Consider the following 23,690-nt stretch of genomic DNA (forward strand, 5'->3'; position numbering starts at 1 on the left):
CGGCCCGGGACGCCTCAGATGACCTCGACCCGCTGCAGATGGCGGGAGGTCGGCCCGGTGAAGGCGTTGCGCCCGTGCACCAGCGCGATGTTGTCGGCGATCACGATGTCGCCCCGGCGCCAGTCGTGCGCGTAGCAGTAGTCGGGCCGGTGCAGCCGCTCCGCCATCGAGGCGATGAACTCCTCGGCCTGCGCGCCGTCGACGCCGTCGACGTGGACGGACACCGGGTTCTTGTAGACCGCCGGGTCCAGCGGCTCGGCGAAGCGCAGCACGGGCACCCCGGTCCCGGGGTGCTGGGCGACCAGCCGCTCGGTGACCTCGCCGCCGTAGTGCACCATCTTCTCGGTGGTGTAGGTGACGCTGATCCGCGCCCAGAGGTCGCGCAGTTCGGGGTCGGCGTCCCGGTAGACGGCGGTGGTGTCGGAGAAGACGGTCTCCCCGCCGGCCCCCGCGGTCGCGTCCAGGCACTGGAAGAAGAAGTACCGCGGATCGGCCTCGACGAAGGCACCGTCCCAGTGGAACGGCACGTCGCCGCTGGCGAACAGGTAGTTCCGGGGATTCTCCTCGACCACCAGGTCGATGACCTCGCCCGGCTCCCACTTCAGGACCTCACCCCATCGCCGGCAGTAGTCGGCGAATTCCTGCTTTCCGAGCAACGAGAATCCGCGGAGCACCAGGACCCGCGATTCCTCGGTCCAGCGGGCGAGCGTGTCCACCGGAATGTCGCCGATCCGGGCATTTCCGCCGGGAGCCTCGACCACGCGGCCGAACGGCCGGAGCGGAATGTGGCGCAGCTCCGCGGCCGAGGGAATGGAAGTCGTCATGGCGCGTTGTCCTCCTTTCTGGAACGGGCTTTCCCTACGGGCGGGCGGCGAGGTGCGGGGCGACGAAATGGCTCGGCCGGCCGTCCCGCCAGACGACGGAGGCCTGGAGGTTCTCCGCGTCCCACCGCTTGACCAGGTACCGGCTGACGCCGTCGTCGAGCACCACGCCGTGCCACGGGGTCAGCCAGCCGTCCCTGGTCGGCATGAGCTGGAGCCCGAACTTCTCCGAGTGCGGCGGCTGCGGGTGTATCGAGAGGCGTATCGCGTCGGGGAACTTCTCGGCGACCAGCCGGCTCCACGCGTTGCTGCGGAGAATGGTCTGGTAGGCGGCGTCCTTGGAGTTCTTCCGGAGCTGGTTCCGGGTCGTCCCGCCGCCCTGGCGCGCCACCGCGTCCTCGAACATGAAGCGGTGGATCCCGTTGAACAGCGCACGCGTGTTCCGGTCGGTGCGGACGTTCTCCTTGAGCTCGTCCAGCGTCGCGGAGTAGTTCTCCTCCAGCACGCGCCGCATCTTCGGGTAGTCGAGGCTGCCGAACGCGTCGTCCAGACCGTAGAGGTCCAGCGCCGACCAGTGCGAGGCGCCGATCATGTCCGCGAGGGCCTGCCGGTAGGCGGTCACCGCCCCGTCGGTCACCCCGACGACGTCACCGAAGACGTGGCCGTCCGAACAGATCGTGACCCGGGCGCCGGGCGCGTAGAAGTGCCGCACGTAGTCGCAGAGCGACTGCAGGAAGCCGACCGCCAGGTGCTCGCCGAGGTCCGGCAGCGCGCCGAGCACCTTGCCCTGGTTCGGGGACTTCGCCGGAAACGCCGGCACGACGAAGTGGATGGGCTCGTCGCGCGCGGTGAAGCGCTCCATCTTGGCCCGGTGGACCTCGGAACACGCGTCGCAGCGCGCGTTCCCCGACGTCCCGCCGGGCTCCTCCGGTCCGGCCGGTCCGGTCGGTTCGGCCGCCAGCGCCTCGTCGATCCGCTGGTACCGGTAGAGCAGTTCGAGTACTCGCGCCGATGCCGTCCGGGCGGACGGCTCCCCCGTGGTGTTGTGGTTCAACACTCCTCCAGACAACATTCCCGTTCGGGCGCGAAGCCGGAATCATGCACTCCGCACGTGGCGGACTCGGGTGGAATTCCTGTCTGCACACTCATTTCACCGCTCCTGAATTCGTGTCCGCGCCGGGCGGCACGGAACCGCTTCTGGGATGGTGCTCGGTGGTTCCCGGCGGGAGCCTCAGGATCGGTCGTGCCCAGTGGACGCCCGGCCCCCGACGGCCGTTCTCGCCGAAACGACGACTGCGCCTCCGCGTGCGCGGGTGGATCAGGGCACGCCGAAAGAAGCGGCCGGCCGGTTTTCGGCCACCCCGACCACGCCGTACCGGATTCTCCCGCGATCTCGCTGAGGCGTTGTCAGCTTCCCTCGCGCGCAAGGCTCCGCGCAATCCTCCATCGATTAGCATGATTGATGGATGGCGGAGCCAGCTCCGGGGCGATGGGAGGCAACGGCGATGGTCGGCGTGGACGACCCGGCGGTTCACCAACTGCGATCACTGCTGACGCTGGCCGAGGAGCTGCATTTCGGCCGCGCCGCCGCACGGCTCTACCTGACCCAGCCCGCCCTCAGCCAGCAGATCCGCACCCTCGAACGCCGGCTGGGGGTGCAGCTGTTCACCCGGACGAGCAGAAGAGTGACGTTGACGCCCCTGGGGCATGCCCTGCTTCCGCTCGTCCGGAACGTGGTGGACGCCGCGGACGAGCTGCGCGACGCCGCCCGGCACTCGCCCGACGACGGCGACGGGCCCACCCTGCGGCTGGGGCTCACCGACTGCGCCGCCGCCCTGGCCGCCACCCGCCGGGTGATCGCCACGCTCACCACCCTGCACCCGGGTCTGAACGTGGACTTCCACGTCCTGGACCTGGTCGAGCAGACCACCGCCCTCGCGATCGGCAAGATCGACGCCGCCTTCGTCTACCTGCCGGCGCCCGAGGGCTTCCACGCCGAGCCCCTCACCACCGAGCCCCGGGTGGTCTGCGTGGCCGCCTCCGACCCGCTGGCCCGGCAGCCGGTGCTCCGGCTCGCGGACCTCGCCGACCGGCCGATGGTCGGCCTCGCCCCGGAGGTCTCCCCCTCCGAGCGGAGCTTCTGGGCGATGGACCCGCGGCCCGACGGCACCCGGGTCCGCTACACCGGCCACCAGGTCACCCGGGTGGAGTCGCTGCTCTCCGCGGTCTCCTTCGACGGGGCGACGGCCTTCCTGCCCGCCGTGGCGGCCGAGCTCTTCCCCCGCCCGGACGTCCGCTACCGCCCGGTGGAGGGCCTGGTGCCCTGCGACTTCGGCGTGGTCTGGCCCGCGGACGACCAGGAGAAGCCCGGCATCGCCCTCCTCCAGGAGGTCTGCTGCCGGCTGCGGGACCAGGGCCTTCCCGCCGGGACGATGCCGGCCCCGGCCGCGCCCCCGGCCGCCGTCGAGAGCGCGGGCGACGAGAGCGCGGCCGCCGGGACCGCCGCCGGCACCGGGCCGGCCGGCGGCCTGGGCGTGTCCTTCGGCTGACCCGGTGGTCGGCGCCGGCGCCGACCACCGGGTCCCGACAAACCCGCTCGCCCCGAAGCGCCCCCGCAGACGACGGCAGGCGGCACCCGGAGCGTCCGGACACCGCCTGCGCGTCACTGCGAAAGTACGAGAACCGCCAGGGCCGCGAAGCCCCGGCTAGGCCGCGATCGGCTCCAGGATCGCCACGCACTCGAAGTGGTGGGTCATCGGGAACAGGTCGAAGGCCCGCAGCGAGACCGGCCGGTAGCCGCCCTCGCGGAAGTACCCGAGGTCCCGGGCCAGCGCGGCCGGGTCACAGGCCACGTAGGCGATCCGGCGGGCCGACAGGCCAGCCAGGTGCGCCACCGTCTCCCGCCCGGCACCCGCGCGCGGCGGGTCCAGGACGATCAGGTCGGTGGCGGTGATGCCGGTGCGCGGCAGCAGCGTCTCCACCCGGTCGCACTCGATCCGGACGTTGTCCAGCACCGCCAGGTTGTGCCGGGCGTCGACCACGGCCTGCTTGGACGACTCGATGCCGAGCACCGCGCCCTCCTCGCCGACCCGGTCGGCCAGCGCACCCGCGAACAGCCCGACGCCGCAGTACAGGTCGAGCGCGCTCTCGCCCCACTGCGGGTCCAGACCGGCCAGCACGGCGTCGACCAGGGTGTCCGGCGCCTCGGGGTGGATCTGCCAGAAGCCGCCGTTGCTGACCCGCCAGGTCCGGCCGGCCGCACGCTCGCGGACGAAGGAGCGGCCGTGCACCTTGTGGATGTTGTCGTGCTCGTCGATCCGGGCGATCGACACCGGCTTGTCCAGCTCGACCAGCGGCAGCTGGGCGCCCGGCGCCGGGGTGAGGACGACCTGGCGGTCCGAGGAGCCCGCGGCGGCGATCACCTCGACGGTGGTGATGCCCGGCCAGTCGCGGGCCTCGACGCCCAGCTCCGTGACGCCCTCGGCGGCGATCAGGCAGCGGTCGATCGGCTGGATGTCGTGCGAGCGGTGCTTGCGCAGCCCGACCTTGCCGCTCTCCTGGTCCACCGCGTACTGCACCCGGGTGCGCCAGGCCGGCACCTGCCCGGCCGGCAGCTTGCCGCCGATCGGCTCGACGGTGCCGTCCCAGCCCGCCTCGGCCGGGGTGAGGCCCGCCAGCTTGGCCAGCTGCTCGGTGAGCACCTGCACCTTGAGCTTGCGCTGCCCGCCCGGGGTGACGTGCTGCCAGTCGCAGCCGCCGCACTTGCCCGGCCCGGAGAACGGGCAGGGCGGGGCGATCCGGTCCTTGGCGGGCTCCAGGATCTCCACCGCGTCGGCGCGCAGGAAGCGCGACTTCGTGGTGCCCTCGGTGACCTGGGCGATGACCTTCTCGCCCGGCAGCGCGTGCCGGACGAACAGCACCCGGCCCTCGTGGCGCGCCACGCAGTGGCCGCCGCCGTGCGCGACGGCGCCGATCTCGACCTCGTAGCGCTCGCCGACCAGCGGGTCACCGCCGGGCCCCCTGGGGGCGGCCTCGACCCGCGGCGCGCGCGGCGTGCGCAGCACCTTCGGCGGGCGGACGGCCTGCTTGCGCGGGCGGTCCCCGCCCTTGGACCGGTCGGCCGGCTTCTCCTTCCGCGCCTGCGCGGGGGCCGGGCGCTCGGGCTCGGGCTCCGGGGCGCGCTCGCCCGGCGCGAGCGGGGCGGTCTGCGCGGTGAAGCCGTCGCGGTCGGTGGCGGCCGGGCGCACGGGCTTGCCCCAGCGCGGCCGGGCGACCTGCCCGGGCTTGCCGGCGCCGCCCTTGCGGGCACCCTTCGCGGAGGAACCCTTCGAGGACGAGCCCTTGGAGCCGTTGGAGCGGGGCGGGGTGTTGCGGGTCACTGGGAGGAGTCCTTGCTGCTGTCAGCGGTGTCGTCGGGCTGTGCGGAGGCCTTCGACTTTACGGCCTTCGGCGCCCGCGGCTCACCACGACGAACGGCGCCGGGAGCCGACCAGGCCTTCTGCGGCTTGCGCCGTTCGGAGGACTCCAGCTGCCAGGGTACCGAGGTCACCATCACTCCGGGCTTGAACAGCAGACGTCCCTTGAGGCGCAGCGCGCTCTGGTTGTGCAGCAGGTGCTCGTACCAGTGCCCGACCACGTACTCGGGGATGTAGACCGAGACCACGTCGCGCGGGCTGCTGCGGCGCAGGTTCTTGACGTAGTCCAGGACCGGCCCGGTGACTTCGCGGAACGGCGAGTCCAGCACCTTCAGCGGCACCTCGATGCCGCGCTCGTCCCACTCCGCCCGCAGCGCCGCGGTGTCCACCGGGTCGACGTTGACGGTGACGGCCTCCAGCGTGTGGGCGCGGGCCAGCCGCGCGTACGCCAGGGCCCGCAGGGCCGGCTTGTGCAGCTTGGAGACCAGCACGATGGCGTGCACCCGGGTGGGCAGCACCACGTCGTCCGGCTCCTCGGCGGCGACCAGCTCCTCGGAGACCCGGTCGTAGTGCCGGCGGATCGCCTTCATCATCACGAACAGCACGACCATCGCGGCGATCGCGATCCAGGCGTGGCTGATCTTGGTGGCGAGCACGACGATCAGCACGGCCATGGTCATCACCAGGCCGAAGGCGTTGATCGCCCGGCTGCGCTGCATGTGGCGGCGCTTGGCGGGGTCGGTCTCGGTGCGCAGGTGCCTGGTCCAGTGCCGGATCATGCCGGACTGGCTCATGTTGAAGGAGACGAAGACGCCGACGATGTACAGCTGGATCAGCCGGGTGGGGTCGGCGTCGAAGGCGATGATGAACAGGATCGCGGCCAGCGCCAGCAGGATGATGCCGTTGGAGAAGGCCAGCCGGTCGCCGCGGGTGTGCAGCTGGCGCGGCAGGTAGCGGTCCTGGGCCAGGATCGAGCCGAGCACCGGGAAGCCGTTGAAGGCGGTGTTGGCGGCCAGCACCAGGATCAGGCCGGTGACGGCGGCCACGAAGTAGAAGCCGGGCGTGAAGTTGGAGAAGACGGCCTCGCTGATCTGGGCCAGCGCGGTCTTCTGGTGGTAGCCGTCGCCCGCGCCGACCAGCTGCTCGGCGGGGTTCTCGGCCATCTGGACATGGGTGAGGCGGGCCAGCCAGATGATGCCCATGAACATCACCACGGCGATGGACGCCATCATCAGCAGCGTGGTCGCCGCGTTCTTGCTCTTCGGCTTGCGGAAGGCCGGCACACCGTTGGAGATCGCCTCGACGCCGGTCAGCGCGGCACAGCCCGAGGAGAACGCCTTGAGCAGCAGGAACACCATCGCGAAGCCGGCCAGCGACTCGTTGCCGGGCGTGGCCTGCAGGTGGAACCCGGAGCTCTCGGCGGGGATGTCCTGCCCCAGGCCGAAGTGCCGGACCACGCCGTACACCACCATGCCGAGCACGCCGACCATGAAGGCGTACGTCGGGACGGCGAAGGCGCTGCCGGACTCGCGGACACCGCGCAGGTTCATGCCCATCAGCACGATGACCACGACCACGGACAGGGTCAGCTCGTGGCCGCGCAGCGAGGGCACCGCGGACACCACGTTGGCCACCCCGGAGGTGGTCGAGACCGCCACGGTGAGGATGTAGTCGACCATCAGGGCGCTGGCGACCACCAGGCCGGAGTTGGGACCGTGGTTCACGGTGGCGACCTCGTAGTCGCCACCGCCGCTCGGGTACGCGTGCACGTTCTGCCGGTACGAGGCCACCACGGCGAGCATCACGACGGCGACGACGACGCCGATCTGCCAGGAGAAGTGAATGGCCGAGGCACCCGCCAGGGAGAGCGTCAGCAGGATTTCCTCGGGCGCGTACGCGACCGAGGAGAGCGCGTCCGAGGCGAAGACGGGCAGCGCGATGCGCTTGGGGAGCAGCGTTTCCCCGAGCTTGTCGCTGCGCAGCGCACGCCCGATCAGGATGCGTTTCGGAAGGTCAGTCGGCATAGGCACGATAAGGAATCGTAGGGGCTCTTAGGCCCGGGGTCCGACTTATGGCCCCCCCTTCGTCGCGACTGTGTTCGGTGGACCGGCTAGCGTGTCGGATACGAGCAGGCGGGCAACACTCAGGTTGTCGTACCCAGCCCCACGAACACGCTCGCCCCGGGCGACCGGGCGGGAAAGGAAGACGAACGGTGTTTGCGCAGGTCAAGAACCCAACGGGACGGGTGAGGTAGCGCCGGTGCACATCGTCATCATGGGCTGCGGCCGCGTGGGGTCCGCCCTCGCCAGAGCACTCGAGAAACAGGGGCACTCGGTCGCCGTGGTCGACCAGGACCCGACCGCGTTCCGCCGCCTCGGCGCCGGGTTCAACGGTCGGCGGGTCACCGGCGTCGGCTTCGACCAGGACACCCTGAAGGAGGCGGGCATCGAGGAGGCCGGCGCGTTCGCCGCCGTCTCCAGCGGTGACAACTCCAACATCATCGCGGCCCGGGTGGCCCGGGAGAACTTCGGCGTGGAGAACGTCGCGGCCCGGATCTACGACCCCCGGCGCGCCGAGGTCTACCAGCGCCTGGGCATCCCGACGGTGGCCACCGTCCGCTGGACGGCCGACCAGATGCTGCGCCGGCTGCTGCCGAGCGGCGCCGAGCCGCTCTGGCAGGACCCGAGCGGCACCGTGCAGCTCGCCGAGGTCGCCTACGACCCGCACTGGGTCGGCCACCGGATCAGCGGGCTGGAGGAGGCCTCCGGCACCCGGGTGGCGTTCGTCACCCGGCTCGGCGAGGGCGTGCTGCCCACGCCGCAGATGGTGGTGCAGGAGGGCGACCTGGTGCACGTCATGGCGCGCCGGGCCGACCTGCCGGCCGTCGAGGCCGCGTTCGCCCAGGGGCCGAAGGAAGAGGGTCACTGATGCGCGTCGCCATTGCCGGGGCCGGTGCCGTCGGCCGCTCGATCGCGAGCGAGCTGCTGGAGAACGGCCACGAGGTCCTGCTGATCGACAAGAACCCGAACTCCATCTCGGTGGAGCGGGTGCCCATGGCGGAGTGGCTGCTGGCCGACGCCTGCGAGATCACCTCGCTGGACGAGGCGGCGCTGCAGCGCTGCCACGTGGTGATCGCCGCCACCGGTGACGACAAGGTCAACCTGGTCGTCTCGCTGCTCGCCAAGACCGAGTACGGCGTGCCGCGGGTGGTCGCCCGGGTGAACAACCCCAAGAACGAGTGGCTCTTCAACGAGTCCTGGGGCGTGGACGTCGCCGTCTCCACCCCGCGCCTGATGTCCGCCCTGGTCGAGGAGGCGGTCAGCGTCGGCGACCTGGTCCGGCTGATGCGCTTCAGCCAGGGCAACGCCAACCTGGTCGAGCTGACCCTGGCGGAGGACACCGAGCTGGTCGGCACCCGTGTCGGCGACGTGGCCTGGCCGCCGGACACCTCGCTGGTCACCATCATCCGCGAGGGCCGGGTCCTCACCCCGGGCAAGGACGACACCCTGGAGGGCGGCGACGAGCTGCTCTTCGTGGCCGCCCAGGAGCGCGAGGAGGAGCTGGAGGACCTGCTCTCCGCGACCTCCGGCGCGCAGTAGCGGCTCCGGCCGACGACGGACGCCACGGCTGACACGGCAGCGGGGCCCGCACTCGGATCCGAGTGCGGGCCCCGCTGCCGTTGTCCCGGCGGCGGGCTCCGCCGCCGCTACCGGTCGCCCGGCGGCGCCTCGGCCCCGTCCCCGGCCGGCTCCTCGTCCAGCTGCGCCTTGATGGGCGGCGGCGCCTTCAGCAGGATCTGCCAGGTGACGTACATCGCCAGCAGCATCGGCGGGATGCCCAGCGCGACCTTCAGCCAGCCGAGCAGGTTGACGTTGTGGGTGAAGTACAGCGGGAAGAGGATCACCGGCTTGATGCCCATGATCACCACCCAGGCCCAGGTGGCCTTGGTGTAGGCCGCGAGCCGGCCCGGGTTCTGCTTGCGCCAGGTGAACATCTCGCCGGTGATCGGGCCGAGCATCAGCCCGATCATCGGCCAGCGGACCAGTGCCGAGACGGCCAGGCCGATGCAGTAGCCGACGCTCCAGAGCAGACCGGGCAGGTAGAAGTTCTCCGCCTTGCCGGTCTTCATGGAGATCCAGGCGCCGATGGCGACCCCGAAGACACCGCTGAAGGCGTGCTGGACGGTCTCCCGCCGGGCCAGCCGCGCCACCACGAACAGGCCGCTCAGGCCGAGCGCGGCCCAGGCGGCCGCGGGGACCTGGTGGGTGATGTTGTACGTGACGATGAAGACCAGGCCGGGCAGCGTCATGTCGACCATGCCGCGGACACCGCCGAAGGCCTGCATCACGGTGTCGGCGGCCTCACGGGAGGCCGCCTCGCGGGAGGCGGCCTGCCTGGCCTCCTCCTCGCCGGGAGCCGCCTCGACCAGGTCGAGCTGCGCGGCGGGCTCGCCGCCGGAGTGGTTGCTCACGCTCATTCGCTCCCGTGTCCGACCGGACGCAGTTCGTAGCGGGGGTTGAACAGCACGCGGCGCCCGCGTGCGTGGCCGATCCGGCCGCTGGCCACCAGGCGGCGGCCGGGCTCTATGCCGGCGATGGAGCGCCGGCCGAGCCAGACCACGTCCAGCGCCTCGGTGCCGTCGAAGAGCTCGGCCTCCAACGCGGGCACACCGGCCCGCGGGCGGAGGGTCACCGTTCGCAGGGTGCCGGCGACGGTGACCAGTTGACGGTCCCCGCAACTGGCGATCGGGGTGCAGCCCGACTCCGCCGCGATCTCCTGGCGCAGCTCCTCCGCCTGGAGCTCCTCCGTGGAGGAGGTCAGCCGGCTGAGCATGCGGCGGAAGCGGCCCTGCGGCTGGTCGCTGCTGTTGTCACCACTCATGTCGGAAGGGTACCGGTTTTGGGAGCCGTGGCGGCAGGCCGCGGCGGCGGCCAGGGGGCCGGGCGCCCTCGGGTCAGCCCTCGAAGCGGTAGCCCATGCCCGGCTCGGTGATGAAGTGGCGCGGGTGCGAAGGGTCCCGCTCCAGCTTGCGACGCAGCTGGGCGAGGTAGACCCGCAGGTAGTTGGTCTCGGTCCGGTACGCCGGGCCCCAGACCTCCTGGAGCAGCTGGGTCTGGCTGACCAGCCGGCCGGCGTTGCGGACCAGCACCTCCAGCAGGTGCCACTCGGTGGGGGTCAGGCGGATGTCGGCGCCGTCCCGGTTGACCTTCTTCGCCGCGAGGTCGACGGTGAAGCTCTCGGTGACCACCAGCGAGTCGTCCTCACCGGCCACCGGCTCGGCCCGGCGGACGGCGGCGCGCATCCGGGCGAGCAGCTCGTCCATGCCGAAGGGCTTGGTGACGTAGTCGTCGGCGCCCGCGTCGAGCGCCTCGACCTTCTCGTCGGAGGCGTGCCGGGCCGAGAGCACGATGATCGGCACCCTGGTCCAGCCGCGCAGGCCCTTGATCACCTCGACGCCGTCCATGTCGGGCAGGCCGAGGTCGAGGACCACCACGTCGGGGTGGCGGGCGGCGGCCAGCTCCAGGGCGCCCGCCCCGTCGTGGGCCGCGTCGACCTCGTACTTGCGGGCCTTGAGGTTGATCACCAGCGCGCGGACGATCTGCGGTTCGTCGTCCACGACGAGGACCCGGGTCATACGGGCTCCGCCTTTCACAGCAGTCGGAAGGGTGGTGGTCATAGGGGGGACGGGCGGTCGGCCGGCCCGGCCGTCGCGGGGTGCCCGGACGGCCCGGGGCGCTCGGCTCGTTCGGGCGCCCCGGCCTGCTCGGCCGGCCCGTCCCGGCCGGCCCGCTCGACCGGGTCGGCCCGCTCCGCCAGCTCCGGCGGCCGGTCCACGGCCGGCAGGGTGACGACCATGGTGAGACCGCCGCCGGGGGTGTCCTCGGCGGTGACCGTCCCGTCCATCGCCTCGACGAAGCCGCGCGCCACCGCGAGCCCGAGGCCCACCCCGGCCCCGCGCGGCGCGTCCCCGTACCGCTGGAACGGCGCGAAGATCCGTTCCTTGGCGTCCTCGGGCACCCCGGGCCCCCGGTCGACGATCCGCAGCTCGACCCGGCCCCGGCCGCCCACCGGGTGCAGGGCATCGGCCTTGACCAGCACCTTCACGCCCGCCGGGCTGTACTTGACGGCGTTCTCGACCAGGTTGGCCAGCGAGCGCTCCAGCAGCCCGCCGTCGGCCCGGACCATCGGCAGCGTCTCGGGGACGTCCAGCCGGACGGCCTCCGGCGGCACGCCGCCGAGGGCGAAGGGCACCACCTCGTCCAGGTCGGTCTCCTGGATCAGCGGCGTGACGGTGCCGGTCTGCAGCCGGCTCATGTCGAGCAGGTTGTTGATCAGGTGGTCGAGCCGGTCGGCGCCCGCCTCGATCCCTTCCAGCAGCTCCGCCTCGTCCGCCTCGTCCCACTCGACGTCCGCCGAGCGGAGCGAGCTGACCGAGGCCTTGATGCCCGCCAGCGGGGTCCGCAGGTCGTGCGAGACGGCGGCGAGCAGCGCCGTGCGGATCCGGTTGCCCTCGGCCTCTCGCCGGGCCGCGACGGCCTCCCCCGCCAGCCGGCGCCGTTCCAGCAGCACGGCCGCCTGGGCGGCGAAGGCGCCGAGCAGCCGGCGGTCCTCGGCGGGCAGCACCCGGCCGCGCAGCACCAGCGCCAGCGTGTCGCCGACCGGGACGTCCACGTCGGCGGTCTCCGGTCGCAGCGGCGGCCGCGGACCGGCTGCGGCGACCGACTGCCACGGCCCGAGCGGATCGGGCCGCTCCAGCAACGCGGCGGCGTCCTGCTGGAACGTCTCCCGGACCTGCTCCAGCAGCGCGGTCAGGACGCCGTCCCCGCTCGGCGCGCCCCGCAGCACCGTGCCGGCCAGCGCGCTGAGCGTCTGTGCCTCGGTCTGGCTGCGGGCCGCCTGGTGGGTCCGCCGGGCCGCGAGGTCCACCACGGACGCGACGGCGATGCCGACGGCGGTGAAGATCGCCACCGCCATGATGTTCTGCGGCTCGTCGATGGTGAAGGTGTGGATCGGCGGGGCGAAGTAGTAGTTCAGCGCCGAGGATCCGACCAGCGCCGCGCCGATCGCCGGGAAGAGACCGCCGACCAGCGCCGCGCAGACCGTCAGGGACAGGAACAGCAGCATGTCGGTGGAGAGCCCGAGGCCGTCGACGTGGGTCAGCAGCAGGGCCAGCAGCGGCGGGCCGCCCAGGCCGATCAGCCAGCCCGCGACGGTCCGCGACCGGCCGAGGTCGGTGACCCGGCGGATCGGGACCCGGCCCAGGCCCTTGGCGGCCTGCTCGTGCGTGACGATGTGCACGTCGATGTCGCCGGAGGCCCTGGTCACCGTGGTGCCCACGCCGGGGCCGTAGAGGTACTGCCAGGCGGGCCGGCGGCTGGTGCCCAGCACGATCTGGGTGGCGTTCACCCCGCGGGCGAAGTCCAGCAGCCCGGCGGCGGGGTCGTCGGCGAGCACCGCGTGGAAGCTGCCGCCGAGGTTCTCCACCAGCGCCCGCTGCTCGATCAGCGTCTGGGAGGAGCCGGATCCCGAGCCGGCCAGTCCGTCCGAGCGGGAGATGTGGACGGCGAGCAGTTCGCCGCCGGAGCCGCGGGCCGCGATCCGGGCCGCCCGGCGGATCAGGGTCGCCCCCTCCGGCCCACCGGTCAGGCCGACCACGATCCGCTCGCGCGCCTGCCAGGTGCCCTTGATGCCCTGCTCGGCCCGGTACTTCTGGAGGTACTCGTCGACCCGGTCGGCCGTCCAGAGCAGGGCCAGTTCGCGCAGTGCGGTCAGGTTCCCGGGGCGGAAGTAGTTGGCGAGGGCCGCGTCGACCTTCTCCGGCGCGTAGACGTTGCCGTGGGCCAGCCGCCGGCGCAGGGCCTGGGGCGACATGTCGACCAGTTCGAGCTGGTCGGCCCGCCGCACCACCTCGTCCGGCACGGTCTCCCGCTGCCGGACCCCGGTGATCCCCTCGACGACGTCGCCCAGGGACTCCAGGTGCTGGATGTTCACGGCCGATATGACGTCGATGCCGGCCGCCAGCAGCTCCTCGACGTCCTGCCACCGCTTGGCGGTGCGGGAGCCCGGCACATTGGTGTGCGCGAGTTCGTCGACGAGCACCACCTGCGGACGGCGGGCCAGTACGGCGTCCAGGTCCATCTCGGTGAACGCGGCGCCCCGGTGGTCCAGCTCGCGGCGGGGGACGACCTCCAGGCCGTCCACGAGCTCCGCGGTGTGCCGCCGCCCGTGGTCCTCGACGAAGCCGACCACCACGTCCGTGCCGCGCTCCCGCCGCCGGTGCGCCTCGGAGAGCATGGCGTACGTCTTGCCGACCCCGGGCGCCGCTCCGAGGTAGATCCGCAGCCTGCCGCGTCCCATGTGCACCATTCTTGATCCGGCCGGTACCGGGGACCACCCCGGACACGTGTTCCCCTCACCTTGGAGACTACGGCGTGGCCTGCGATTCTCCAGCGATCCGGCCGCTGATCAGGCAGTTTTAGCGGCATTTTGACGGCGGGAACGGCCTGGCCGGGGCACCGCCGGCCGCCCCACGGCCCCGCGTGCCCTCGGCCGCACGGTGGTCTACGGACCTCTCCGGGCCTCTTCGGGTCTTTCCCGGCCTCTTCGGGCCTCTTCGGGCTGACCGGGATCGCCTTGCCGGAAACGCAAAGAACCCCCCGATCCGTAAGGATCGGGGGGTTCTTTGGAATGATTGTTCGGCGGCGTCCTACTCTCCCACAGGGTCCCCCCTGCAGTACCATCGGCGCTGTGAGGCTTAGCTTCCGGGTTCGGAATGTAACCGGGCGTTTCCCTCACGCTATGACCACCGAAACACTATGAAACTTATCAACCGCACCCACGACAGGCCATGTCATGGGGGTCGTTGTTTCAGAACAACACAGTGGACGCGAGCAACTGAGGACAAGCCCTCGGCCTATTAGTACCGGTCAACTCCACCCCTTACGAGGCTTCCATATCCGGCCTATCAACCCAGTCGTCTACTGGGAGCCTTACCCTCTCAAGGAGGTGGGAGTGCTCATCTCGAAGCAGGCTTCCCGCTTAGATGCTTTCAGCGGTTATCCCTCCCGAACGTAGCCAACCAGCCATGCCCTTGGCAGGACAACTGGCACACCAGAGGTTCGTCCGTCCCGGTCCTCTCGTACTAGGGACAGCCCTTCTCAACACTCCTACGCGCACAGCGGATAGGGACCGAACTGTCTCACGACGTTCTAAACCCAGCTCGCGTACCGCTTTAATGGGCGAACAGCCCAACCCTTGGGACCTACTCCAGCCCCAGGATGCGACGAGCCGACATCGAGGTGCCAAACCATCCCGTCGATATGGACTCTTGGGGAAGATCAGCCTGTTATCCCCGGGGTACCTTTTATCCGTTGAGCGACGGCGCTTCCACAAGCCACCGCCGGATCACTAGTCCCGACTTTCGTCCCTGCTCGACCCGTCAGTCTCACAGTCAAGCTCCCTTGTGCACTTACACTCAACACCTGATTGCCAACCAGGCTGAGGGAACCTTTGGGCGCCTCCGTTACTCTTTAGGAGGCAACCGCCCCAGTTAAACTACCCACCAGACACTGTCCCTGATCCGGATCACGGACCCAGGTTAGACATCCAGCACGACCAGAGTGGTATTTCAACGACGACTCCACAACAACTGGCGTTGCTGCTTCAAAGTCTCCCACCTATCCTACACAAGCCGAACCGAACACCAATATCAAGCTATAGTAAAGGTCCCGGGGTCTTTCCGTCCTGCTGCGCGAAACGAGCATCTTTACTCGTAATGCAATTTCACCGGGCCTATGGTTGAGACAGTCGAGAAGTCGTTACGCCATTCGTGCAGGTCGGAACTTACCCGACAAGGAATTTCGCTACCTTAGGATGGTTATAGTTACCACCGCCGTTTACTGGCGCTTAAGTTCTCAGCTTCGCCCGGACGAATCCAAGCTAACCGGTCCCCTTAACGTTCCAGCACCGGGCAGGCGTCAGTCCGTATACATCGCCTTACGGCTTCGCACGGACCTGTGTTTTTAGTAAACAGTCGCTTCTCGCTGGTCTCTGCGGCCACCCCCAGCTCAGAGTGCAAGACTCATCACCAGGAATGGCCCCCCTTCTCCCGAAGTTACGGGGGCATTTTGCCGAGTTCCTTAACCATAGTTCACCCGAACGCCTCGGTATTCTCTACCTGACCACCTGAGTCGGTTTGGGGTACGGGCCGCCATGAAACTCGCTAGAGGCTTTTCTCGACAGCATAGGATCATCCACTTCACCACAATCGGCTCGGCATCAGGTCTCAGCCTTAATGAGTGACGGATTTGCCTATCACTCGGCCTACACCCTTACCCCGGGACAACCACCGCCCGGGCTGGACTACCTTCCTGCGTCACCCCATCGCTCACCTACTACCCTGTTGGGTCACCGGCTCCACCACGTCCCTTTGTCCGAAGACTCCGGGCCGGCTTCACGGGCTTAGCATCAAGAGGTTCGACGTTGGCGCTTCAAAGCGGGTACGGGAATATCAACCCGTTGTCCATCGACTACGCCTGTCGGCCTCGCCTTAGGTCCCGACTTACCCTGGGCAGATCAGCTTGACCCAGGAACCCTTGGTCAATCGGCGCAAGAGTTTCTCACTCTTGTATCGCTACTCATGCCTGCATTCTCACTCGTGTACCGTCCACGACTGGTTTCCACCGCCGCTTCACCCGGCACACGACGCTCCCCTACCCATCACAGCAGGCGTTGGCCCTATATGCTGCAATGACACGACTTCGGTGATGTGCTTGAGCCCCGCTACATTGTCGGCGCGGAATCACTTGACCAGTGAGCTATTACGCACTCTTTCAAGGGTGGCTGCTTCTAAGCCAACCTCCTGGTTGTCTCTGCGACTCCACATCCTTTCCCACTTAGCACACGCTTAGGGACCTTAGTCGGTGTTCTGGGCTGTTTCCCTCTCGACCATGGAGCTTATCCCCCACAGTCTCACTGCCACGCTCTCACTTACCGGCATTCGGAGTTTGGCTAAGGTCAGTAACCCGGTGAGGCCCATCGCCTATCCAGTGCTCTACCTCCGGCAAGAAACACGTGACGCTGCACCTAAATGCATTTCGGGGAGAACCAGCTATCACGGAGTTTGATTGGCCTTTCACCCCTAACCACAGGTCATCCCCCAGGTTTTCAACCCTGGTGGGTTCGGTCCTCCACGAAGTCTTACCTCCGCTTCAACCTGCCCATGGCTAGATCACTCCGCTTCGGGTCTTGGGCATGCAACTGTATCGCCCTATTCGGACTCGCTTTCGCTACGGCTACCCCACACGGGTTAACCTCGCTACACACCGCAAACTCGCAGGCTCATTCTTCAAAAGGCACGCAGTCACGGCCCATCAGCAAGCTGATGAACGACGCTCCCACGGCTTGTAGGCACACGGTTTCAGGTACTATTTCACTCCGCTCCCGCGGTACTTTTCACCATTCCCTCACGGTACTATCCGCTATCGGTCACCAGGGAATATTTAGGCTTAGCGGGTGGTCCCGCCAGATTCACACGGGATTTCTCGGGCCCCGTGCTACTTGGGTGTTCTCCAAACGAGCCGTACAGATTTCGTCTACGGGGGTCTTACCCTCTACGCCGGACCTTTCGCATGTCCTTCGACTACCCATACAGTTTCTGACTCGTCGACCGGCCGGCAGACCGATCAAGAAGAATCCCACGACCCCGCGATGGCAACCCCTGCCGGGTCTCACACCATCGCGGTTTAGCCTCATCCGGTTTCGCTCGCCACTACTCCCGGAATCACGGTTGTTTTCTCTTCCTGCGGGTACTGAGATGTTTCACTTCCCCGCGTTCCCTCCACATACCCTATGTGTTCAGGTATGGGTGACAGCCCATGACGACTGCCGGGTTTCCCCATTCGGAAACCCCCGGATCAAAGCCTGGTTGACGGCTCCCCGGGGACTATCGTGGCCTCCCACGTCCTTCATCGGTTCCTGGTGCCAAGGCATCCACCGTGCGCCCTTAAAAACTTGGCCACAGATGCTCGCGTCCACTGTGCAGTTCTCAAACAACGACCAGTCACCCACCATCGACAACCCATACAGGCTGCCTCAAGTGAGACCGGCATCTCTGAAGCAACGACCATACGGCCGTTCCCTCAGGACCCAACAACGTGCCCGACACACCAACCAGAGAACTGTTTTCCACGCCGAAGCAGTACTGACAGACCCTACCTAGTGTGCCGAATAGTCAACGTTCCACCCATGAGCGACCGTGCAGAACATTCGCCTGCAAGCGGCCATGTGCTCCTTAGAAAGGAGGTGATCCAGCCGCACCTTCCGGTACGGCTACCTTGTTACGACTTCGTCCCAATCGCTGGTCCCACCTTCGACGGCTCCTCCCCTTACGGGTTAGGCCACCGGCTTCGGGTGTTACCGACTTTCGTGACGTGACGGGCGGTGTGTACAAGGCCCGGGAACGTATTCACCGCAGCATGCTGATCTGCGATTACTAGCAACTCCAACTTCATGGGGTCGAGTTGCAGACCCCAATCCGAACTGAGGCCGGCTTTTTGGGATTCGCTCCGCCTCGCGGCATCGCAGCCCTTTGTACCGACCATTGTAGCACGTGTGCAGCCCAAGACATAAGGGGCATGATGATTTGACGTCGTCCCCACCTTCCTCCGAGTTGACCCCGGCAGTCTCCTGTGAGTCCCCATCACCCCGAAAGGCATGCTGGCAACACAGAACAAGGGTTGCGCTCGTTGCGGGACTTAACCCAACATCTCACGACACGAGCTGACGACAACCATGCACCACCTGTATACCGACCACAAGGGGGCGACTATCTCTAGCCGTTTCCGGTATATGTCAAGCCTTGGTAAGGTTCTTCGCGTTGCGTCGAATTAAGCCACATGCTCCGCTGCTTGTGCGGGCCCCCGTCAATTCCTTTGAGTTTTAGCCTTGCGGCCGTACTCCCCAGGCGGGGAACTTAATGCGTTAGCTGCGGCACCGACGACGTGGAATGTCGCCAACACCTAGTTCCCAACGTTTACGGCGTGGACTACCAGGGTATCTAATCCTGTTCGCTCCCCACGCTTTCGCTCCTCAGCGTCAGTAATGGCCCAGAGATCCGCCTTCGCCACCGGTGTTCCTCCTGATATCTGCGCATTTCACCGCTACACCAGGAATTCCGATCTCCCCTACCACACTCTAGCCTGCCCGTATCGAATGCAGACCCGGGGTTAAGCCCCGGGCTTTCACATCCGACGCGACAGGCCGCCTACGAGCTCTTTACGCCCAATAATTCCGGACAACGCTCGCACCCTACGTATTACCGCGGCTGCTGGCACGTAGTTAGCCGGTGCTTCTTCTGCAGGTACCGTCACTTGCGCTTCTTCCCTGCTGAAAGAGGTTTACAACCCGAAGGCCGTCATCCCTCACGCGGCGTCGCTGCATCAGGCTTTCGCCCATTGTGCAATATTCCCCACTGCTGCCTCCCGTAGGAGTCTGGGCCGTGTCTCAGTCCCAGTGTGGCCGGTCGCCCTCTCAGGCCGGCTACCCGTCGTCGCCTTGGTAGGCCATTACCCCACCAACAAGCTGATAGGCCGCGGGCTCATCCTGCACCGCCGGAGCTTTACACCCACCCCCATGCGGAGGAAGGTCATATCCGGTATTAGACCCCGTTTCCAGGGCTTGTCCCAGAGTGCAGGGCAGATTGCCCACGTGTTACTCACCCGTTCGCCACTGATCCACCCCGAAGGGCTTCACCGTTCGACTTGCATGTGTTAAGCACGCCGCCAGCGTTCGTCCTGAGCCAGGATCAAACTCTCCGTGAATGTCTGCCCGTAATCGAGCCGCACTCGCGTCGAGCGGCACGGCAACCACCGGAATAGGGCGGCCCCGCGCACTGCGTCCTCGCTAGTGTTTACTTCATAAAGGAATCTCCAACCCCGATCACAAGGATCAAGGCCGGGGATGTCAACATATCTGGCGTTGACTTTTGGCACGCTGTTGAGTTCTCAAGGAACGGACACTTCCTTCGGACCGCCTTCCAGCGGGCCCTCCGGGCGCTTCGTTCTTTCGTGTTTCCAGCTTACCAGATGTTTTCCGCTCCGTTTTCCGGAGTTTCATTTACCTGATCGGCTTTTGCCTTTCGGCGCTCCCGAACTCTAGCAGAGTTTCTCGGGCCGTTTTTCGCCTGTTGTTCTCGAATTTCGTTCGAGAACTTCCGGCAGGCCGTCCCGTGGGGCAACCCGGAGAACACTACGCACCGGGTTGCCCCACGTCAAACTGGCCGTGGGGAGGCTCAGACCTCGACGACGACCGGCAGGATCATCGGCCGGCGGCGGTAGTTGTCCGCCACCCACTTGCCCATGGTCCGGCGCACGAGCTGCTGGACCTGGCGGATCTCCAGGACGCCGTCGCCCGCCGAGCGGTCCAGTGCCTCCTGGAGCTTGGCCGTCACCGGGGCGAACGCCTTGTCGTCGATGCCGGAACCGCGGGCCTGGATGGTCGGACCGCCCACGATCTTCCCGTTGGTGGAGTCGACCACCACGAAGACCGAGATGAAGCCCTCCTCGCCGAGGATCCGGCGGTCCTTCAGGGACGCCTCGGTGATGTCGCCGACGGACGAACCGTCGACGTAGACGTAGCCGGCCTGCACCTTGCCCACGATGCGGGCGACGCCGTTCTCCAGGTCGACGCAGACGCCGTCCTCCGCGATGACCGTGCGGTGCTTCGGGATGCCCGTCGCGATGCCCAGGTCGGCGGCGGCGCGCAGGTGGCGCCATTCGCCGTGCACCGGCATCAGGTTGCGCGGCTTGCAGATGTTGAAGAAGTACAGCAGCTCGCCGGCCGAGGCGTGGCCCGAGACGTGCACCTTGGCGTTGCCCTTGTGCACGACCTTGGCGCCCCAGCGGGTCAGGCCGTTGATCACCCGGTACACGGCGTTCTCGTTGCCGGGGATCAGCGACGAGGCCAGGATGACGGTGTCGCCCTCGACGATGCGGATCTGGTGGTCGCGGTTGGCCATCCGGGACAGCGCCGCCATCGGCTCGCCCTGCGAACCGGTGCAGATCAGCACGACCTCCTTGTCCGGGAGGTCGTCCAGCTGCTTGACGTCGACGACCAGGTTGCCGGGGACCTTCAGGTAGCCGAGGTCGCGGGCGATGCCCATGTTGCGGACCATCGAGCGGCCGACGAAGGCGACCTTGCGCTTGTACTCGTGCGCGGCGTCCAGCACCTGCTGGATGCGGTGCACGTGGCTGGCGAAGGAGGCGACGATGATGCGCTTGTCGGCGTTGGCGAAGACGTTCCGCAGCGCGGCCGAGATGTCCCGCTCGTGCGGGATGAAGCCGGGGACCTCGGCGTTGGTGGAGTCCACCAGCAGCAGGTCCATGCCCTCCTCGGCCAGCTTGGCGAAAGCCGGGAGGTCGGTGAGGCGGCCGTCGAGCGGCAGCTGGTCCATCTTGAAGTCACCGGTGGCGACCACCATGCCGGCGGGCGTGCGCACGGCGACGGCCAGCGCGTCCGGGATGGAGTGGTTGACCGCGATGAACTGGCAGTCGAAGGGGCCGATCCGCTCGCGGTCGCCCTCCTTCACCTCCAGCACGTACGGGTGGATGCGGTGCTCGGCGAGCTTGGCCTCGATCAGCGCCAGGGTGAGCTTCGACCCGATCAGCGGGATGTCCGGGTTCTCCCGGAGCAGGAACGGGACGGCACCGATGTGGTCCTCGTGCCCGTGGGTCAGCACGATGCCGTCGATCTTGTCGAGCCGGCCCCGGATGTAGCTGAAGTCCGGGAGGATCAGGTCGACGCCGGGCTGCTCGTCCTCGGGGAAGAGGACCCCGCAGTCGACGATGAGAATGCGGTCCCCGAATTCGAGGACCGTCATGTTGCGGCCGATCTCGCCGAGGCCGCCGAGCGGAGTGATGCGCAGGGCGCCCTCCTTGAGGGCCGGGGGCGCGCCGAGTTCGGGATGCGGGTGGCTCAAAAGACTCTCCTCACGACGCACGCCATATGCCTGGGGTCCTCCCCGAGAGACATATGGCGTGCGTACTCAGTGTCGGTTTCCTACTGGGTAAGTACTCTCACGCCTTCGTTCCGGTCCAGCGGCGGCCCTCCTGGGAGGTCCGGCGAGCCGGGGCGCGCACGTCTTGTCTGTTACAGGTGTACCCCGCCGGCGGCGAGATCCTTCTTCAATTGCGCGATCTCCTCGGAAGTCGCGCCGACCAGTGGCAGCCGGAGCGGGCCGGCGGGCCGGCCCTGCAGCTCCAGGGCCGCCTTGGTGAGGATGACACCCTGCGTGCGGAACATACCGCTGAAGACCGGCAGCAGGCTCTGGTGGATCGCCGTGGCCTTGGCCACATCCCCGCCCAGGTAGGCGTCGAGCATGCTGCGCAGCTCCGCGGCGACCACGTGCCCGACCACGCTGACCACACCGACGGCGCCGACCGAGAGCAGCGGCAGGTTGAGGATGTCGTCGCCGGAGTACCACGCCAGGTCGGAGCGGGCGATGGCCCAGGCGGCGGCGCCGAGGTCGCCCTTGGCGTCCTTGTTGGCGACGATCCGCGGGTGCTCGCCGAGCCGGACCAGCGTCTCGTGGCTCAGCGCGACACCGCTGCGGCCGGGAATGTCGTAGAGCATGACCGGCAGGCCGGTGGCGTCCGCGATGTGCGTGGTGTGCCGGTACAGGCCCTCCTGCGGGGGCTTGCTGTAGTACGGCGTGACGACCAGCAGGCCGTGGGCCCCGGCCGCCTCGGCCTGGCGGGCGAGGTCGGCGCTGTGGTGCGTGTCGTTGGTGCCGACACCGGCCACCACGTGGGCGCGGTCCCCCACCGCTTCCACGACGGCGCGGACCAGCCGGGCCTTCTCGGCGTCGCTGGTGGTCGGGGACTCACCGGTGGTGCCGTTGAGGACGAGGCCGTCGTTGCCTGCGTCGACGAGGTGTGCGGCGAGGCGCTGGGCGCCGTCGAGGTCGAGCCCGCCGTCAGCGGTGAACGGGGTCACCATCGCGGTCAGGACCCGGCCGAACGGCGTCTGGGGGGTGGAGGTCGGAGCCATGCGTCCAAAACTACTCGTAGGCGGTGGGGCGGTACCCAGGCCGGTCCAGGGTTCGGACAGGTGTGGCGCGCGGAGCGGCACAAAGATGGGATTCCGGTGCTGCATGCTCGGGGGTTCACGCAGCACCGGAATCCGTGTCACGAGCGTAGGGAGCGGCTAGAAAAGCCGCAATCCAGACATGCCAGGCAAGCCGCCCATATGCCTGTCACCCCAGCTCAGGGGGCGACCCGGCCGTGCTTCTCGAAGGCCGCATGGGTGAGCGGCATGAGCCGGGCCCACTGCTCCTCCATCTGCTCGGCGACCATCTCGATCTCGCGCTGCGGGAACGACGGCACCGCGGCGTTCTCCTTCTTGGTCCGCAGCGACAGGAAGTGCATCAGCGAGCGGGCGTTGCAGGTCGCGTACATCGAGGAGAACAGGCCGACCGGCAGCACGGCCCGGGCCACCTCGCGGGCGACACCGGCCGCCAGCATCTCCTGGTACGCCCGGTAGGCCCCCTGGTAGGCGGCCTCCATCTGCTCGGCGACCACGTCGAACTGCTTCGGCGTGCCCTCGACGAACTCGTAGCGCCCCGGGCGGCCCTGCTGGACGAGCTTGCGCTCCTCACCGGGCACGTAGAACACCGGCTGCAGCTCGCGGTAGCGGCCGGACTCCTCGTTGTACGACCAGCCGCTGCGGTGGCGGTGGAACTCCCGGAAGACGAAGATCGGCGCACTGATGAAGAAGGTCATCGAGTTGTGCTCGAACGGCGTACCGTGCCGGTCCCGCATCAGGTAGTTGATCAGACCGGTGGACTTCTCCGGGTCCTGCTGCAACGCCTCCAGGGACTGCTCCCCGGCCGTCGAGACCCGGGCCGCCCAGATGACGTCCGAGTCGGCGGCGGAGCTGCGGACCAGCTCCACGGTGACATCGCTGCGGAACCTGGGGGCGGTGGGTTCGTCGGTCACGCGGTACTCCTTGCGGGTTCGTTGGTGCGGTGCAGCCGGATCGCGTGCTGCATGGTCTTACGGGCGCGCGGGGTGTCGCCGGCGTCGGCGTACGCCACCGCGAGGCGGAAGAAGACCCGCCAGTCGCCGGGCGAGGCCTCCGCCTCGGCCTTGCGGCGGGCGAACACCGCGTCGGCCGAGTCCCGGTCGATCCGGCCGCCGGCGGTGCGCTTCAGCTCGTCCACCGGCAGGCCGCCCTCGGCCTCCAGCTCGCGGGCGAGCCGCTCGCTGGCCCGGCCGAAGCGGACGGTCTGGCGCAGGAACCAGACCCCGATCGGCGGGACGACGAAGGCGCACAGGCCCAGGCCGATGCCGAGCGGCTTGCCGGTGGCGATCAGCTGGACGCCCTCGCCGACGCAGACCAGGGCCACCAGCAGCAGCACGCCGGAGAGGACGAAGAAACCGGTACGGGAGGTCACCGG

General features: G+C 68.3%; 15 protein-coding genes and 3 rRNA genes. 3 read left to right on the forward strand and 15 right to left on the reverse strand.

Features of this window, described 5'->3' with window-relative positions:
* Window positions 1-14 precede the first annotated feature (14 nt).
* Window positions 15-824, reverse strand: a complete 810-nt coding sequence (locus tag OG618_RS13640) for a TauD/TfdA family dioxygenase (RefSeq protein ID WP_329487680.1) — start codon at window positions 822-824, stop codon at window positions 15-17.
* Window positions 825-858: 34 nt separating this feature from the next.
* Window positions 859-1,875, reverse strand: a complete 1,017-nt coding sequence (locus OG618_RS13645; protein ID WP_329487681.1) for an isocyanide synthase family protein — start codon at window positions 1,873-1,875, stop codon at window positions 859-861.
* Window positions 1,876-2,287: 412 nt separating this feature from the next.
* Here OG618_RS13645 and OG618_RS13650 point away from each other — a divergent pair, with 412 nt between their 5' ends.
* Entirely contained in the window at window positions 2,288-3,370 is a 1,083-nt protein-coding gene (locus tag OG618_RS13650; protein ID WP_329487682.1) for a LysR family transcriptional regulator, read from the forward strand.
* A gap of 156 nt (window positions 3,371-3,526) precedes the next feature.
* Here OG618_RS13650 and OG618_RS13655 read toward each other — a convergent pair whose 3' ends face one another.
* Window positions 3,527-4,882, reverse strand: coding sequence for a class I SAM-dependent RNA methyltransferase (locus OG618_RS13655; protein ID WP_329492100.1), 1,356 nt, complete (start codon window positions 4,880-4,882; stop codon window positions 3,527-3,529).
* Between the two features lie 314 nt (window positions 4,883-5,196).
* Window positions 5,197-7,266, reverse strand: a complete 2,070-nt coding sequence (locus OG618_RS13660) for an APC family permease (RefSeq protein ID WP_329487683.1) — start codon at window positions 7,264-7,266, stop codon at window positions 5,197-5,199.
* A gap of 229 nt (window positions 7,267-7,495) precedes the next feature.
* Here OG618_RS13660 and OG618_RS13665 point away from each other — a divergent pair, with 229 nt between their 5' ends.
* Window positions 7,496-8,164 (forward strand): potassium channel family protein, encoded by a 669-nt coding sequence (locus tag OG618_RS13665; protein ID WP_329487684.1) that lies wholly within the window; start codon window positions 7,496-7,498, stop codon window positions 8,162-8,164.
* Entirely contained in the window at window positions 8,164-8,835 is a 672-nt protein-coding gene (locus tag OG618_RS13670) for a potassium channel family protein (RefSeq protein ID WP_329487685.1), read from the forward strand. The genes OG618_RS13665 and OG618_RS13670 overlap by 1 nt, the downstream gene beginning before the upstream one ends.
* A gap of 107 nt (window positions 8,836-8,942) precedes the next feature.
* On the opposite strand, the gene OG618_RS13675 is transcribed toward OG618_RS13670, so the two are convergent.
* From OG618_RS13675 to OG618_RS13725, 11 genes are all read right to left on the reverse strand, one after another.
* Window positions 8,943-9,707 (reverse strand): DUF3159 domain-containing protein, encoded by a 765-nt coding sequence (locus OG618_RS13675; protein ID WP_329487686.1) that lies wholly within the window; start codon window positions 9,705-9,707, stop codon window positions 8,943-8,945.
* A 2-nt stretch (window positions 9,708-9,709) separates the two neighbouring features.
* The gene (locus OG618_RS13680) at window positions 9,710-10,117 is read right to left on the reverse strand and encodes an OB-fold nucleic acid binding domain-containing protein (RefSeq protein WP_329487687.1); all 408 of its coding nucleotides are present in this window, start codon (window positions 10,115-10,117) and stop codon (window positions 9,710-9,712) included.
* A gap of 73 nt (window positions 10,118-10,190) precedes the next feature.
* Window positions 10,191-10,871, reverse strand: coding sequence for a response regulator (locus OG618_RS13685; protein WP_329487688.1), 681 nt, complete (start codon window positions 10,869-10,871; stop codon window positions 10,191-10,193).
* Between the two features lie 38 nt (window positions 10,872-10,909).
* The gene (locus tag OG618_RS13690) at window positions 10,910-13,594 is read right to left on the reverse strand and encodes a sensor histidine kinase KdpD (protein WP_329487689.1); all 2,685 of its coding nucleotides are present in this window, start codon (window positions 13,592-13,594) and stop codon (window positions 10,910-10,912) included.
* 336 nt (window positions 13,595-13,930) lie between these two features.
* Window positions 13,931-14,047, reverse strand: a 5S ribosomal RNA gene (gene rrf / locus OG618_RS13695).
* An 86-nt stretch (window positions 14,048-14,133) separates the two neighbouring features.
* A 23S ribosomal RNA gene (locus OG618_RS13700) occupies window positions 14,134-17,254 on the reverse strand.
* A gap of 278 nt (window positions 17,255-17,532) precedes the next feature.
* Window positions 17,533-19,056: ribosomal RNA gene (locus tag OG618_RS13705) — 16S ribosomal RNA — on the reverse strand.
* Together the 16S, 23S and 5S rRNA genes form the textbook arrangement of a ribosomal RNA operon.
* A 470-nt stretch (window positions 19,057-19,526) precedes the next feature.
* A complete protein-coding gene (locus OG618_RS13710; RefSeq protein ID WP_329487690.1) occupies window positions 19,527-21,212 on the reverse strand; it encodes a ribonuclease J in 1,686 nt (561 codons plus the stop codon).
* A 170-nt stretch (window positions 21,213-21,382) separates the two neighbouring features.
* Window positions 21,383-22,282 (reverse strand): 4-hydroxy-tetrahydrodipicolinate synthase, encoded by a 900-nt coding sequence (dapA, locus tag OG618_RS13715; RefSeq protein ID WP_329487691.1) that lies wholly within the window; start codon window positions 22,280-22,282, stop codon window positions 21,383-21,385.
* Window positions 22,283-22,497: 215 nt separating this feature from the next.
* Window positions 22,498-23,229, reverse strand: coding sequence for an FAD-dependent thymidylate synthase (gene thyX, locus OG618_RS13720; RefSeq protein ID WP_329487692.1), 732 nt, complete (start codon window positions 23,227-23,229; stop codon window positions 22,498-22,500).
* A complete protein-coding gene (locus OG618_RS13725) occupies window positions 23,226-23,687 on the reverse strand; it encodes a hypothetical protein (RefSeq protein WP_329487693.1) in 462 nt (153 codons plus the stop codon). The genes thyX and OG618_RS13725 overlap by 4 nt, the downstream gene beginning before the upstream one ends.
* Window positions 23,688-23,690: the final 3 nt, after the last annotated feature.

The sequence above is a fragment of the Kitasatospora sp. NBC_01246 genome (assembly GCF_036226505.1).
GTDB lineage: Bacteria > Actinomycetota > Actinomycetes > Streptomycetales > Streptomycetaceae > Kitasatospora.